This is a genomic window from Pantoea sp. OVA07A (assembly GCF_019969975.1).
GTDB lineage: Bacteria > Pseudomonadota > Gammaproteobacteria > Enterobacterales > Enterobacteriaceae > Pantoea > Pantoea agglomerans.
The window spans coordinates 265,765-281,821 of sequence record NZ_JAHXYM010000002.1 but is presented as its reverse complement, the minus strand read 5'-3'; the positions used below and the strand labels follow the sequence as shown (position 1 = coordinate 281,821).

The following is a 16,057-nucleotide window of genomic DNA, read 5'->3' as shown; positions in this document are numbered from 1 at the left end:
TGCTTGAGCGCATGCGATGTATGATTTTACCCATCTCATTTATTGCCCTCCGTTTGCCGTTTCGACAGGCTGTCGACCGTATGCGGCAGGTAGCGTATTCAACGTTTTTCCGGAATTCCTATGTCTGACAAAAATTTTTCGCAAACGGCTGCCTTTATCTGGTCTGTCGCTGACCTACTGCGCGGTGATTTCAAACAGTCTCAGTACGGGCGCGTGATCCTGCCCTTTACGCTGTTGCGCCGTCTTGAGTGTGTGCTGGCGGAGACTAAAGACGCGGTGGTGGCGAAGTATGATGAACTAAAAAACAGCCCACTGCCGGAAGATGCCAAAGAGAAGTTTCTGCTGCGCACCAGCACATTTTCCTTCTTCAACACCTCGAAGATGGATTTGGGTAAAATGGGGCAGAATGACATCAAAGCCAACCTGGAAAGCTACGTACAGGCGTTCTCTCCGGACGCACGTGAAATCTTCGAACACTTCAAATTCAGCGAGTTTGTCGGCCTGCTTGAAGATGCCAACCTGCTGTTCAAAGTGGTTAAGAAATTCGCCACCACCGATTTAAGCCCAAAAGCGATTTCCAATCATGATATGGGCCTGGTGTTTGAAGAGCTTATCCGTCGTTTTGCGGAAAGCTCCAATGAGACCGCCGGTGAGCACTTCACCCCTCGTGATATCGTGCGCCTGACCACCTCGCTGGTGTTTATGGAGGATGATGAAGCACTGACGCAGGACGGTATCATCCGTACCATTTACGACCCGACGGCCGGGACTGGCGGCTTCCTCTCTTCAGGCATGGAATATGTCCACGAATTGAACCCTAACGCGGTGATGCGTGCCTTTGGTCAGGAGCTCAACCCTGAATCCTACGCTATCTGTAAAGCCGACATGCTGATCAAAGGTCAGGACGTCAGCCGTATTAAGCTGGGTAACACCCTCTCTAACGACCAGTTGCCGCAGGATCAGTTCGACTACATGCTATCTAACCCACCGTTTGGCGTGGACTGGAAGAAGATTGAGGGCGAGATTAACGACGAACATACGCAGAAAGGCTTTAACGGTCGCTTTGGTCCGGGCCTGCCGCGTGTTTCCGACGGCTCGCTGCTGTTCCTGATGCACCTGATCAGCAAAATGCGCGACAACCACGATGTGGATGGCACCGTGAGCAACGGTGGGCGAATAGGGATTATCCTTAACGGCTCCCCACTGTTTACCGGCGGGGCGGGCAGCGGTGAGAGCGAAATCCGTCGCTACATTCTGGAAGCCGATTTGCTGGAAGGCATTGTCGCGCTACCAACGGATATGTTCTACAACACCGGCATTGCCACTTACGTGTGGATTTTGTCGAACAAGAAAGCTGCCGAGCGTAAAGGCAAAGTCCAGCTGATTGACGGCACCAACCTGTGCGGCAAAATGCGTAAGTCTTTAGGTTCCAAGCGTAACCTGATGGGCGAGGACGATATTAAGCTTATCACTCAGACCTTTGGTGAGTTTGAAGTGGTGGATGCGACTTCTCTTGAAGCGTTAGGCCTTGATAAAGCACCGGAGCAAAAATCTAACCGTGGACGCCAGTCAGCCACTGCTAAAACTGAAGCGGTGAAAACCTTCGCCAGTAAAATCTTTAACAGCACCGATTTTGGCTACCGCCGCCTGACCATTGAGCGCCCACTGCGTTTGTCAGCCCAGGTGACTGACGAAGCGATTGCCACGCTGCGCTTTGCCACCAAACCCCTGAATGCACCGATGGAACGCCTGTATGAAGAGTTCTGCGCACAGTGGCAAGACGATAACTACGGCGACTTTACCGATATCGAAGTTGAAGCCCGCGCGATTATCAAAGCTGAATTTGCCGAGCTGAAAGAGAAGCAGATTAAAGACCTGCTGGATAGCAAACTGTGGCTGGCTCAACGTGCTTTAATGAATAAGGCGCAGCAAATCCAGACGGCGTTGGGTGCTAAAGCGGGTGGCAAAGAGCTTGTCAGTAATGACTTTAATGAGTTCCAGTTGACGCTGAAAGGCGCGATGAAAACCGCAGGCGTTAAGCTGGATACCAAAGAAAACAAACAGTTTATCGACACCATCACCACGAAAAACCCAGCCGCTGAACCGGTAGTGAAAAAGGTACTGAAAGAAGCTGCCCAGCCGCTGTACGGTGCGTTTGAGTATAAAAGCAAAGTGGTGGAGTTCGAGCAGGACGGCGATCTGCGTGATAACGAAAACGTGCCGTTAAATCCGGCGATTGCCACCAGTGACCTGATTGAAAACTACTTTAAAGCGGAAGTGCTGCCGCACGTTGCCGATGCCTGGATTAACGCCGATAAGCGCGATGCCCAAGACGGTGAGGTGGGGATTGTCGGTTATGAAATTCCATTTAACCGCCACTTTTACGTTTATCAGCCGCCGCGCCCGTTAGAAGAGATTGATGCCGACTTGGATGCCGTCAGCGCTGAGATTATGAAGTTGCTGCAGGAGGTACATTCCTGATGACTAAATATAAGGCTTATCCGGAATATAAGGGTTCTGGGGTTGAATCTTTTGGATCTATTCCTAAGAAATGGTCGGCACTTAGACTTAAATATATTTTTGAAATAAAAAAGAGAATTGCAGGGACACTCGGGTTCGATATTCTTTCTGTAACTCAGAAGGGTGTTAAAATAAAAGATATTGATAGTGGTGAAGGGCAACTATCAATGGACTATTCAAAATACCAGAGAGTATTGCCTGGTGAATTTGCAATGAATCATATGGATTTATTGACTGGGTATGTTGATATATCAAAATATGATGGCGTTACAAGTCCTGACTATCGGGTGTTCTCTGTTCGTGATAATAATGATTTTTATAGCCGATATTTCCTTTATTTATTGCAAGATGGCTACAAACAACGTCGATTCTTCCATCTTGGACAAGGAAGTGCGCACTTAGGTAGATGGCGTTTACCTACAGAGGCGTTTAACGAGATTATATATCCGCTACCTTCGTTAGAAGAGCAAGTTAAAATAGCGGATTTCCTCGATCATGAAACCGCAAAAATCGATAACCTGATCGAAAAGCAACAGCAACTGATTGAGCTGCTAAAAGAAAAACGTCAGGCAGTGATTAGCCATGCCGTCACAAAAGGGTTAAATCCTGATGTGCCGGTGAAAGATTCGGGTGTTGAGTGGTTGGGGGAAGTGCCGGAACATTGGATTGTTTCTGGGTTCAAAAAATATTTATCCTCAATTGTTGACTATCGAGGAAAAACACCTAATAAGACAGATGATGGAATATTGCTTGTTACTGCAAGAAATATTAAGAAAGGAAGGCTTGATTATCAGTTATCTCAGGAATTTATTGCTTACTCTAATTATAATGAAGTCATGAGTCGCGGTCTGCCTGATATCGGGGATGTATTATTTACAACTGAAGCTCCGTTAGGTGAGGTAGCCAATGTTGATAGAACTGATATTGCTCTTGCTCAACGTATAATTAAATTTAAGGGTATGGTGTCATGCCTTGATAATTTCTATTTGAAATATTTCATTATGTCTTCAGAATTTCAGCAATCACTTAACCTTTACTCATCAGGTAGTACAGCTCAGGGAATAAAAGCAGAACGTTTTGTTTATTTGCGTAAGTTGTTACCGCCAATGAATGAACAGAGACAGATTGTGAGCTTTCTTGATAAAGAAATTAGCAAAATAGATATGCTAGTTGAAAAACAGTTTGTAATGCTGTCTTTACTTCAGGAACGTCGCACCGCCCTTATCTCTGCCGCCGTCACCGGCAAAATCGACGTGCGCGATTGGGTTGCGCCAGGCATCAGCGATATCGAGGCAACAGAGGAAGCTACCGCATGAGTATGGATACCACCAAAGAGCTGATTTTCCAGGATGAAATGATTGCTCAGATGGAAGATAAAGGCTGGATTCGTGGCAAGTCTGACGGCTATGACCGCGAACGCGCTCTGTTCTCGCAGGATGCCATCGCCTTCGTGCAAACCACTCAGCCGCAGGAGTGGGAGAAATTTGCCAAAATTTATCCTGGCGATACCGAGCGTCATTTCCTCGATGCGCTGGTGGCGCAGCTGAAAAAAGCGGATATCAACGCTACCGATATGCTGTCGCGCACTTACGGTACGCTCGGCGTGCTGCGTCACGGTATCAAAAGCCATAACGCGCGTTTTTCTCTGTGCCAGTTTAAGCCGGAACATAATCTCAATCCGGAAACCCTGACGCGCTATAAACAGAATATCTGCCGCATTGTGCCGGAACTGGTTTACAGCCCGCATGCGTCGAGCGCCGTATTTGAAGAGACAGGCGTAAAGGCGAAGAAATGGCGTATCGACCTGGTGTTGTTCGTCAATGGCCTGCCAATAGCGACGCTGGAACTGAAGTCTGAATTTAAGCAGACAGTGCAAAACGCCATTACGCAGTATAAGAAAACGCGTTTGCCAAAGGACTCGGGCACCCATAAACCTGAGCCACTGCTGACCTTTAAACGCGGGGCGCTGGTGCACTTTGCCGTCAGCCAGTATGAAGTATTTATGGCGACCAAACTTGAGGGTGATAAAACCTTCTTCCTGCCGTTTAACAAAGGCACCCATGACGGCGGCGCGGGAAACGACATTCCGGAAGATAGCAACGACTACGCCACCAGCTACCTGTGGAACGAGGTGCTGCTGCCGGACAATCTGCTGAAAATTCTCGCGAGCTTCGTGCACCTGCAAATCGAAGAGAAAGAAGACGCCATTGGCCTGAAGTACAAACGCGAGAGCCTGATTTTCCCGCGCTATCACCAGTGGGATGTGGTGAACAAACTGATCACTGCTGCCACTGAGGAAGGCACCGGCAATAAATACCTGATTCAGCACAGCGCCGGGTCGGGAAAATCGAACTCTATCGCCTGGACGGCCCACCAGCTTTCCCGCCTGTATGATAAAAATGGCGAGAAGCAGTTCCACTCTGTGATTGTGGTGACGGACCGCACCGTGCTGGACGATCAGCTGCAGGACACCATCTATCAGTTTGAGCATCAGGATGGTGTGGTCGGGCGTATCAATAACAAAGAAGGCGACGGTTCAAAATCAGAGAAGCTGGCGAGCGCGCTGGAAAACTCGCAACCGATCATTATCGTCACCATTCAGACCTTCCCGTTTGTCCTGAAGGCAATTGAAAACAGCGTCAGCCTCAAGCAGCGCAAATACGCTGTGATAGCCGATGAAGCGCACTCCTCGCAGAGCGGTTCTACGGCGCGGCAGCTGAAAGAAGTGCTGATGACCGAAGAGGCGGATGACTATGTGGAGATATCTTCAGAAGATATTCTGGATGCCACCGTTGCCGCGCGTAAAGGCAGCAACAACCTTAGCTATTACGCCTTCACCGCCACGCCTAAAGCCAAAACACTGGAGTTGTTTGGTCGTCGTCCTCATCCGCTGGAACCGGCGTCGAAAACGAACAAACCGGAAGCGTTCCACGTTTACTCCATGCGTCAGGCCATTGAAGAAGGCTTTATTCTTGATGTGCTGAAGAACTACACCAACTACAAGGTAGCCTACAAGCTGCTGCAAAAGCTGGACGATCCTGATCGGGAAGTGGACAGCAAGAAAGCAAAGATCAAACTCAACCAGTGGGTGTCGCTGCACGATCATAACGTGTCGCAGAAAGTGAAGGTGATTGTTGAGCACTTCCGTAAGCATGTGATGCACCTACTGGCCGGCCAGGCCAAAGCGATGGTGGTAACCAGTTCGCGTAAGGCGGCGGTGCGCTACAAGCTGGCATTCGATAAATACATCGCCCAGCAAAATTACGACAAGATCAGTGCAATGGTGGCGTTCTCTGGTGAAGTTGAGTTCCATGAAGATGACCACAACAGCCTTGCGCTGCTTAACCAGAAATTCACCGAGATCAATATGAACCCAGGGCTGAAAGGCCGGGATATGCGCAAAGCGTTTGATACCGATGACTATCAGGTGATGCTGGTGGCCAACAAATTCCAGACCGGTTTTGACCAGCCCAAGCTGTGCGCTATGTATGTGGATAAAAAGCTGGGCGGCGTGGAGTGCGTACAGACGCTGTCGCGCCTAAACCGTACCTATCCCGGGAAGGCGCAGTCCGGCACGTTTGTGCTCGATTTCTACAACGAACCTGACGAGATTTTGGGGGCTTTCCAGCCGTACTACCAGACAGCCGAGCTGATGGATGTCAGCGATCCGCAGTTGGTCTTCGAGCTTTATGAAAAGCTGCGTACCAGCGGTATTTTCCTGTGGAACGAAGTCGAGCAATTCTGTGAGGCTTTCTTCAGCAAAAACAAATCCAACGCTGCCATCAGTAATATCTGCAAACCTGCGGTGGAGCGCTGGAAGCATCGCTACACTTCAGCGATTGATGCCTATGTGCTGGCCAAAGAGATGTTCGAACGCACCAGGAAGACCGGCGATGTTGTGCTGATCACCAATGCGGAAAACACCTTTAAGGACTGCGAGAAAGAAAAAAGTAAGCTGGATATCTTCAAAAAAGATCTCGGCAGCTTTGTCCGCTTTTACGAGTTTATGTCGCAAATCGTCGATTACGACGACAAGAACCTGGAGAAGCTAAGCCTGTTTGCACGCCATCTGCGCCCGTTACTGCATGAACAGCGTATCGAAGAAGATGAGATTGATTTAAGCAACGTGGAGATGAGTCATTATCGCCTGTCGAAGCTTCACGAACAGCACCTGAAGCTGCAAGAGGATGCTGAAGAATACAAAATCAAGCCGGGGAATGATGTCGGCACGGCGAAGCCGAAGGACAAGAAAGAAGAGTTTCTGTCGAATATTCTGTCTCGCCTTAATGAGCTATTTTTCACCGATAATCTCACCGATAAAGACATGATCAATTATGCCTTCGCGGTGCGCGACAAGCTGTCAGAAAACCAGGCTGTGATGACCCAGATTGCCAACAATACTCGCGAACAGGCGATGCTGGGGGATTTCCCGAAAGCCATTGATGATGCCGTGATGGACAGCAACGAGGCCCAGCAGGAGATGATGGTGCAATACCTCTCTAACCCTGAACTGGCGAAAGGCTTTGCCCGGGTGGTGTTTGATATGTTGAAAGGGGCATAATTTTTTAAGTCGTCGGTGAGTGGGGTGTTTAAGTGATAAGTAGGAATAGACTTCCCTTGTTATTTTCCGCCTCATGACGCGTAAGAAGTGGCTATAAGGATGTATTTCAATTCAGAGGGTTAATGAAAACTTTCCACAATATAAGGATTTACTTATGAAAGCGTTAAAATTCTCAGTGTCTCTTTTCGCTCTCGGCCTGTTCTCTACCGCTGCTTTAGCTGATGAGGCACACGTCTGTCGCTCGGCCTCGCTGCCTCAATCCAATAGTGCAGCAACCCTCTCTGACAACACCTCTTTTTCATGTGGTAGCGATATCTCAGGCACAGTACCTGCTTTGTCAAAAGCAGGCTGGAAGATTACGCATGTTCTGGAGCAATCAGATATGTCAGCTTTATCTTCAATGAAATCTGGTAAAATGCCGCCAAACCCAGGTGATTTAGCCAAAACATATTGGGTGCTGATCATTCAAAAATAATTTATTAGTATTATAGTAGTAGGTCTTTTCAAGCCTGATAGTAAATACAGAATATCAACTAGCGGGAGCACATCTCTATTCTTTTTTTTGAGTGTGTCGCTCCCGTAAAAAGATTTTTTATAATAAGTTAATTTTTTATCCTGATTGGCTAATTGAGATTTCGTATTTTCATACCTATCGTTCAAGTATAAATCGCTAATCGGCTTGTTAAATCATTCATAAATTCGTGACCTTTGCATAGATTCTGATTTATAGATTAATTAGTCCCAGCAGGTTTAATTGTGATTTATAAACGCATGCCGATTATCTCTGTTAATTGACTTGCTGCCAATGAGCTGCACCTAATAGATTAACATACGGCACAGTTAGTAATGTCTTAATAAGTCTCATGATGACATTGTCATAAAAGATATTTTCCCGAATCAGCACCTCTGCCAAGCCGAATCTGAAACTGGAGTTCGTGCAACGGAACTCTGTGTTAAGCACACTATCTCCGCTGTGACCTCCTGCATCTGGCGCAGGTCTTCTGGCGGTAGAATTATAAAGAGTGTTATCTACATTCAGCACTGAGTTATCAAAGTCTATCAGCGTTTTCAGCACGTTGGCGAAATAGAAACACACTAAATATTAGATATATCACTAACTCATGATTGTGTTGAATATTAGACGCAGATCATTTTCATTTTATGATGAGGCATTATGATAAATCACACTCATCTATAAAATGATCAAAGTAGAAGGAGCCAGACATGGTATTAAAAGGAATTTTTACTGTCAATGATGCAGATTACTCACCTTTACTCATGTATGGGATCGGGACGTTTATGGCGTATTCTGGTAACAGGGAATATCGCAATCGTGCAGGATGTATTGCAGTTCCAGACAACGGGCCAATACCTGATGGTTTATATCACATCGTTAAGCGCCCAACCGGTGGCTGGAAAGGTATAATCCGAACTGACTTGCATGATTTCTACTCATGGCCTACTTCAACACCAGTTATCAAGTATGAATGGTTTGCTTTGTATCGTGATGATGGAAGGATAGATGATCATATGTGGGTTAATAATGTAGAGCGTGGGAATTTCAGACTACATCCTCGCGGGCCTCTTGGTGTATCTTTAGGTTGTATCACTTTGCAACACAGAACTGATTTCATCGCTATTCGGCAAGTATTACTCTCTACTTCACAAGTGAAATTACGTAATGGACTAATGTCTTTTGGCACAATTGAGGTGGTTTTAAATGGAAGCAAAACGTGTCCCAGCGGGGTTTAGAATCCTTATCGCAGTATCTTTGTTTGTAATGACGTTCCTTCTGGTAAGACCGTCAGATCCATCGACAGAAGAACAACAGCGGTTTTGGATAAAATTAGCAGGGCTATTTAATCAACGCGATATTGAGGGTTTTGTGGGGATTGCGCTATTAGTGATCTGTACAATGGTAACACTCATCGGTTATCAGATTATAATCAGATTCATTGAGAAGCAACTTAACACTAAACAATGATTTTATAAGATGTGAATTAATTCTGGCAGAAGTTAAAAAACTGCTTATAAATTGAATGATGTAAATTTGCTCACATTGCGCATTAAATTATTATGATATGTACGGCTAAATCTTAGGTTTTCTTGCCCCAAAATACGTGCATGCGCAATTGATTGAGTTGCATTGTAACCTGCTGACCCTTTTCTGGTGTACCCCCACCTGGACATCGGGTTTTCGTTGCGTGATTGTTTAATTCACTTTCCTGCAGTCCGATTATCCCTCTGGGAATGAAAGAGACAACACAGGGATGTTTATACGTGATTGAGCTTGCCAGGAAACCGTCTTATTTGCCTGTCGAGGGATAATCCGGAACGCTTTCCAGACACGGAGAACGGTCAAAGGAACAACTAAAAGCCATGATAGAGTGTGGTGATGTGGTATGCCTGAATGATGTGTGTGTTCTGTCCGCCGGGCTGTTTTACATTGACGACAACGGTAAGTTAATTTGCGGCAATGAAAATGCCTTCAGATTCGGTGGAGACAAAACACTATCGGTGCGTTTAATCATGCAGTGAGTAAGCGTGATCACCGACGCTCTGACGGAATACCTGCGCCAACCTCATTAAGGCAGCTCAGCGTGGGAGGCGGGAGACAGCCAGCCAGAAACCTACGGAACGCTTAACATCAAAGGCGTCGGCCGGTTACTCGCTGCTGGCGGTATCTGTAACGATAATGGTGAGGGGTTTCGTATAACGGCTGAACAGTTTGGTGGCGATGTCTTCAGCAACAGATTAGTGTCAGGCGGGGAAACCCCCGGTTAACCTGTATCACAGATTAGATAATAGTTGCTTTAGTCAATACAACAGGAAAGCTTGCCCCTTAAAATTATAAAGGGCAATAATTAAACTATAGTTAATTGATGTTTTTCGTATTTTAATATAATTATCGTTTGAGCGCTTATTGCACTCTGTACCCGGTACCTGAAATATCAGATAATCGCGGGTGGGTTTTCCCTGGTGTTGACTTGGTCTTTGACCTCCTGACCGCTAAGCATGGTGAGTGCCCGGTGGTCAGGTACTTTTTTAAGTATAGGGTCTGCGCAGGTGTAATAAAAGCTGTCTTAAAAGACAGGGGTAATGGTTTCCATGTGTGATTATCAGGAATGAATGAATGAATTCTGCTATTGAGTTTTTTTTGCGTGATTACGATGAATTTCCGCCAGAATTAGCAACCGAACTCTACCGGCTCAGAAGAAAAACATTTCGTGAGAGGCTCGACTGGAAAGTCGAATGCATTGACGGCATGGAAAAGGATCAATTTGACAACGAAAATACGACTTACCTGCTGGGCATGCATAACGGGAAGTTGCTATGTGGTGCACGGTTTATAGATTCGACGCAGCCGACGATGATGAGCGAAATTTTTCATGAATATTTCGAGGGCATAAGTGGTCTCCCCACAGATATCCCCTGTTGTGAGATTAGCCGGCTGTTTTTAGATAAAGAAAGACGTGACTCTGCAGGCCTTCATGGCTTGCCCGCCAGTAAAGTGTTATTCCTTGCAATGATTTTTTATTGCATGAAGAGAAACTATCGGGGGATGTACGCTGTGGCAAGTCGCGGCATGTATGCAATATTTCGCCATGCGAACTGGAAAATAGAAGTTATTCAGAAAGGCCTTTCTGAAAAAGGGGAAGTTATCTACTACATTTTCATGCCTGCCAGCATGAGCATCGTGGAAGATATTATCACCAGGGACAAAGCCAGTGGCTGGCTTCGTGAGATGTCCCGGCACTTACGCCATCTTTAACCCGTAACGCTGGCTCAGTTGTCCAGCAGCCGGAGCTCCGTCCCGAGTTTTACCGCATGTGTGGCGTTATTCACTCCGAGCTTTTTCATGACGTTGCCCATATGAAATTTTACGGTGCGTTCCGCAATAGATAAAATGACCGCAACTTCGGCGTATGTTTTCCCGGCGCCGACCCACTTAAGTATTTGGCGTTCACGCGGTGACAAAAAAACGTTCTTTTTCTGATGGTGTTGACTGTATAAGTTAAGCGTCTTCTGATGCAATTTAATAAGAAAACTAGCTATTTTCGAACGATTTTTTTTCATGTCAATACCAGAATCTTTCTGACTGATAATGGATAGCAAAGCCAGGTTGTTCAGGTAGTCATGCAGAGGGAATGTCTGTCCCTGGAAAATATTATATTGAAAGCTTTCATTAAAAATTCGCGTGAGATTGTAGCCGCCTGACAGAATAACGTTGTTTTCCCAAAAAAAATCTTCAACACAACGTAAACTCTGAATAATGACAGGATCAATAAACTGATACTTTCTTTCAAGGTATATGTCGAACCACTCAGGATTGTTATTAATAATACGCATCTGTGAAGGGTCTTTCTTGTTCATAATGGCGTAGGCATAGATAATACCCTTGTAATCCTCAAAGAATGCATTCAGTTCACTCTGGATTAACAAATTGATTCTTGTATCGTTGTAGTATGTATCCTTCACGTCAGTTTCTACCTCCGGGATGAGTGGATAAACCAGTATAATCCGCTTCGTTAGCTGTTGCTAATCGTATTTTAATCCAGCTATGGACAGTGGAAACGACATCTGCCACCAATATTCTGGATGTTTTTGCTTTACAAAACGGATGTAAAGATCAGCTTACAGGACTACAGATGAATTATCGGGATTCACAAAAATCTGCGGGGACAGCAGGATTATTCGAATAATGATTCGCGATTTTAAGTTATTGCGGACTGGAGTGAACCGACAGCAGCATTTTTCATAACAAAACTCATGCTGGCAGGCGTAATTAAACAGACACCGAGTCAGTATCTGGCTGCTGACGGTTTTAAAATCCTGATGCTTATGCACCCCTTTGGCTACCCGGCGTTATCGGGTCGTCAGTTCTGCTGCGCTAACCCCTGTGGGTTTCGGACATAGGGCCTGATGGCAAACGTTCAGGTCAACCCTGCAGCCGGCTTAACGCCTGCGCTTTCACTGGCCATATAGGTGATGACAAGCGAGTGTTAATCAGCAGGAGGCACATCAGGTCGTGTAAGTAGGCCAGTAACCTGATTACTCTCCTGAACAGCAAGTCTCTATTTTAGCTGATTATTGGTTACTACTGGTTTATGGGATGAGTAAGTGGTCTTTCTATCAGAGGCCAGGGCGCATGGGGATGTACAGGGGCAATGATATGTTGCAGGATGTCCCCACGCTTTATCAGAAAATCGTAACAGGGAAGGGGCGTTAATCATGAAAAACAAGATGATGCTGGGTGTCGTATTTCTCTTAACGGGATGCCCTGGGCCTGGCGACCGAATGGTGGAGCGCGAATCTACAACGGCATTTATCAAAGACAAGCAGGTTTGTGTGGTGTCGCCACTGGAGCCACAAGAAAGGATTACTGCCATTCAAATCAACAGCGATAAAAGCAACTCTCTTCACAAGGTTTTTGATGACAAACCTGTTTATGTTCCAAAAGGTGAGTGCCTTCCTGTGTTTGGATTTAAGTTCACAACTGGAGAACGTTATTATTTCGCCTATGATGTTCAATCTGATAAATCAGTGTCGCATTTAGTCACTGCTGATTTTTCTTATTCCAAAGAATAAGGAGGCAGAACATTCACTCAGTTGCCCTAACCACCCTGCAACACCAGCGCTATACTAACCAACCCGAAGCTGGTTACCACTGGCTCCGTGCTAAACTGGATAAACGCTCCCCCAATATGAACCCTTGTTGATGAGGTTGTACCTGCATTGAGTCGCCTGACCGGACGCCATCCGCTGAACGGGAAATTATTGTGGCGATGCCGTTCTCTGCCACTGGTCATCGCGCTGCTGCTGACAGGATGCGCCCGCTCTGACGCGCTGTGGACGGTCACACATGATCTCTGCATGAATAACTATCACTATCGTCGCGATCCGGCTCCCTGCCAGCAAATCTATCTGCCGCAGGACAGCACGCAGGGCTACAGCATCATCCAGAATCCTCGCCACAGGCTGCACTTTATTCTGGTGCCGACGGTGGCGATGTCCGGCATTGAGAGCATCGCGCTGACGCACCCCCGACGTCCCGACTATTTCGGCTACGCCTGGTTAATGCGCTATCGTCTGATGGCGGCCTATGGTGCAGAAGTGCCTGAGGATCGGCTCGGCATGGCGCTGAATTCCGCTTATGGCCGCAGCCAGAATCAACTGCATATTCATCTGACCTGCCTGCGGGAGGATGTCTATCGGCAGCTTCAGGCCGAGCGCCCCTTTGTTCATAATGACTGGCGACCCTTGCCCGACCGTTTGCTGAACCACACCTACTATGCCCGTCGCGTTATGCAGCCGACGGCGATGGGTATTTATCCTGTCTCCTCCGTGGCACGCCATTTCCGGCTGTCGCCGCCGCAGCTGGCAGAGTCTGGTGTGGCGCTCATCCCGGCGACGTTTTCGGGAGAAAAAGGATTTATCCTGCTAACTACCCGGCGCGGCTGGGATAAGGGCAATCGGGCGTCCGTTGAGTCGCTGCTGGATAAACGCTGCGCTATTCTTTCAGCGCCGCCAGCTGAGGTTTCAGCCGGGAAGTAACTCAACCTCACCCCAGCCATCCCCCACCAACCCCTTACCGATACAACGCCGCTTTCCCCACCGAACTAAACAGCGCCATCTTCGCCGCGACCACTTTACTTGCCGCCTGCATCGGTTTAACAAAGAGGGAATTAGGCTCGTGACCCCCAAGCTTCAGTTCCTGCTCCAGCGCCACGAAGAACGCCTTCTTCATATCACTGGAGATATTGATTTTACCGACGCCATAACGGATCGATTCCGCGACCTCGCTGTCTTTGTTGCCCGAACCGCCATGCAGCACCAGCGGGATATCAACCAACTTACGGATCTGCTGCAGGCGCTCGATATCCAGCTTTGGCTGTTTACCTTTGGGGTAGAGGCCATGCGAGGTACCGATGGCAACCGCCAGCGTGTCGGTGCCGGTCTCGCGCACAAAGGTCTCGGCCTGCTGCGGATCGGTGTAGAGAATCTCGTTACTGCCGCCTTCGCCGCTGCCTTCCGCCACACCGATGGTGCCCAGCTCCGCTTCCACAGAGACATTAATCGTGTGCGCTATCTCGACAATCTTCTTCGTCAGCGCAATGTTCTGCTCAAAAGGATGAGAAGAGGCATCAATCATTACCGAGGTAAAACCGGCGTAGATCGCTTTCATCACCTCTTCCAGCGAGCGGCCATGGTCCAGATGGATCACCACCGGCACGCGCGCCTGAATCGCCAGCGTCCGCAGATAGCCGATAAATTCCGGGCCGGTAAAGGCCATCTCTTCAGGATGGATCTCCAGAATCAGCGGTGAATCCAGTCTCTCGGCAGTCTCAACCGCCACACGTCCAAACTCCGCGCTGGCGATGTTAAACGCGCCAACGCCAAACTGATGCTGTCGGGCAACGCTGAGCAGATCTTTCATGTTGTAAAGCATAGGTTTTATCCTTGTTTTGCAGGAACGGAGATATCTTTTTTCAGGAACAGCAGGATCAGCGCTGTCAGCAAACTGCCTGCGGCAATCGCAAACAGATAACCCATGACATTGCTGATCACGTTAGGAATGAAGATGACGAAAATGCCGCCGTGCGGAGCGCGGGAAGCACAGCCCAGCATCATTGAGAGGGCGCCCGCTAAACCGGAGCCCGCCACAATGGCCGGGATGACGCGCAGTGGATCGGCGACCGCGTAAGGGATTGCGCCTTCGGTAATGAATGACAGACCGAGGATGTAGGTGACCTTGCCGGTCTCACGCTCCTGCTCGGTAAACTTGCGGCGGAAGAGGGTGGTTGCCAGCGCGATGCCCAGTGGCGGCACCATGCCTGCCGCCATACAGGCGGCAATCGGTCCGTAAACCCCGCTCGACATCAGGCCAATCGCAAACATACAGACGGTTTTATTCAGCGGGCCGCCCATATCAAAGGCCACCATCATGCCGAACAGCAGGCCGAGGATGGCCGCGTTGGTGTTACCCAGCGAACTGAGGAAGTCGGTCAGCCAGCCGAGCAGCATTTTGATCGGCTCACCAATCAGCAGCGCCATCAATGCGCCGGTCAGCAGCACGCTTAACAGAGGCACGATTAAAATAGGTTTCAGCCCGGCGACCGCTTTGGGCAGATGGATATGGTTGTTGATCAACAGCGTGATGTATCCGGCAAGGAAGCCGGCAATCAGCGCGCCGAGAAAGCCGGAGCCAGTGTGGATCGCCATCATCCCGCCCACGGCGCCCGCCACGATGCCCGCTTTGCCGCTGACAGACTGGCTGATCCCCAGCGCAAGAATCGGCAGCATCAGGGCAAAGGCGGAACCGCCACCAATGTCAGAGAGCATCTTCGCTATCGGGCTGAAGTTCGCGTCCCCTGGTGTGGCCGCCGTAATCCCGAATGAAAAACTCAGCGCGATCAGAATGCCACCCGCCACCACAAAAGGGATCATCAGGTTCACGCCGGTGATGAGGTGCACATAAATCTCTGAAATCCAGGAACGGGAACCCGATGCCTCACGGGCACTGTTAGCCGGTTCAGATGCACTGGCCTGCGGAGCGGAGTTGGCCAGCCTGGGAGCCAGCTCGCCGTTAACAATGGCGTTTAACAGGCCTTCAGCGTCCTTCGCGGCACGGGTAACGGGCACCTCAATCACGTTTTTATGCTGGAAGCGCGCCATCTCAACTTTTTTATCTGCGGCGATTAACACGACGTCCGCCCGATGAATATCGTCATCGCTGAAAATATATTCGCTTTCAATCGCGCCCTGGGTTTCAACTAATACATTCAGGCCCAGTTTTTTAGCCGCTTTTTTTAAATTACTTTCGGCAAGGTAGGTGTGGGCGACACCTGTAGGACAGGCGGTAATGGCAATAATGTTCATAAATGTTCTCCAGTGAAAATTTTATATTTATGTTTTTCGGTCTGAAGGGATGGCTACAACCTGGAATACCTCCTTTATTTTTTATTGCATGCTGCT

General features: G+C 48.2%; 11 protein-coding genes and 1 pseudogene. 9 read left to right on the top strand and 3 right to left on the bottom strand.

Annotated features, from left to right (window positions below; all coding sequences use genetic code 11):
* Positions 1-120: 120 nt before the first annotated feature.
* The 7 genes and pseudogenes from LC417_RS09795 to LC417_RS09765 all read left to right on the top strand — a co-directional run bounded on the left by LC417_RS09795 (position 121) and on the right by LC417_RS09765 (position 10,853).
* Entirely contained in the window at positions 121-2,481 is a 2,361-nt protein-coding gene (locus LC417_RS09795) for a class I SAM-dependent DNA methyltransferase (protein WP_167430367.1), read from the top strand.
* Positions 2,481-3,836, top strand: a complete 1,356-nt coding sequence (locus tag LC417_RS09790; RefSeq protein ID WP_167430368.1) for a restriction endonuclease subunit S — start codon at positions 2,481-2,483, stop codon at positions 3,834-3,836. The genes LC417_RS09795 and LC417_RS09790 overlap by 1 nt, the downstream gene beginning before the upstream one ends.
* Positions 3,833-7,081 (top strand): type I restriction endonuclease subunit R, encoded by a 3,249-nt coding sequence (locus LC417_RS09785; protein WP_223565780.1) that lies wholly within the window; start codon positions 3,833-3,835, stop codon positions 7,079-7,081. The genes LC417_RS09790 and LC417_RS09785 overlap by 4 nt, the downstream gene beginning before the upstream one ends.
* A gap of 154 nt (positions 7,082-7,235) precedes the next feature.
* Positions 7,236-7,556, top strand: a complete 321-nt coding sequence (locus LC417_RS09780) for a hypothetical protein (RefSeq protein ID WP_223565779.1) — start codon at positions 7,236-7,238, stop codon at positions 7,554-7,556.
* A gap of 749 nt (positions 7,557-8,305) precedes the next feature.
* Positions 8,306-8,833 carry a DUF2778 domain-containing protein gene (locus LC417_RS09775; RefSeq protein ID WP_223565778.1) on the top strand — a complete coding sequence of 176 codons (528 nt, stop codon included), beginning with the start codon at positions 8,306-8,308 and terminating at the stop codon, positions 8,831-8,833.
* A gap of 879 nt (positions 8,834-9,712) precedes the next feature.
* A pseudogene (locus LC417_RS09770) lies at positions 9,713-9,820 on the top strand (hypothetical protein); the annotation flags it as partial.
* Between the two features lie 394 nt (positions 9,821-10,214).
* Positions 10,215-10,853, top strand: coding sequence for an acyl-homoserine-lactone synthase (locus tag LC417_RS09765; RefSeq protein WP_191917294.1), 639 nt, complete (start codon positions 10,215-10,217; stop codon positions 10,851-10,853).
* Positions 10,854-10,867: 14 nt separating this feature from the next.
* On the opposite strand, the gene LC417_RS09760 is transcribed toward LC417_RS09765, so the two are convergent.
* Positions 10,868-11,560 carry a LuxR family transcriptional regulator gene (locus LC417_RS09760; RefSeq protein WP_223565777.1) on the bottom strand — a complete coding sequence of 231 codons (693 nt, stop codon included), beginning with the start codon at positions 11,558-11,560 and terminating at the stop codon, positions 10,868-10,870.
* 753 nt (positions 11,561-12,313) lie between these two features.
* On the opposite strand from LC417_RS09760, the gene LC417_RS09755 reads away from it, so the two are divergent.
* The gene (locus tag LC417_RS09755; RefSeq protein ID WP_223565776.1) at positions 12,314-12,670 is read left to right on the top strand and encodes a putative T6SS immunity periplasmic lipoprotein; all 357 of its coding nucleotides are present in this window, start codon (positions 12,314-12,316) and stop codon (positions 12,668-12,670) included.
* A gap of 147 nt (positions 12,671-12,817) precedes the next feature.
* Positions 12,818-13,636 carry a CDP-diacylglycerol diphosphatase gene (locus tag LC417_RS09750; protein WP_223565775.1) on the top strand — a complete coding sequence of 273 codons (819 nt, stop codon included), beginning with the start codon at positions 12,818-12,820 and terminating at the stop codon, positions 13,634-13,636.
* A gap of 34 nt (positions 13,637-13,670) precedes the next feature.
* Here LC417_RS09750 and LC417_RS09745 read toward each other — a convergent pair whose 3' ends face one another.
* Both LC417_RS09745 and LC417_RS09740 read right to left on the bottom strand, forming a co-directional pair.
* Complete coding sequence (locus tag LC417_RS09745) at positions 13,671-14,531, bottom strand: ketose-bisphosphate aldolase (protein WP_223565774.1); 861 nt, start codon at positions 14,529-14,531, stop codon at positions 13,671-13,673.
* A gap of 5 nt (positions 14,532-14,536) precedes the next feature.
* Positions 14,537-15,961, bottom strand: coding sequence for a PTS fructose transporter subunit IIC (locus LC417_RS09740; protein WP_223565773.1), 1,425 nt, complete (start codon positions 15,959-15,961; stop codon positions 14,537-14,539).
* Between the last annotated feature and the right edge of the window lie 96 nt (positions 15,962-16,057).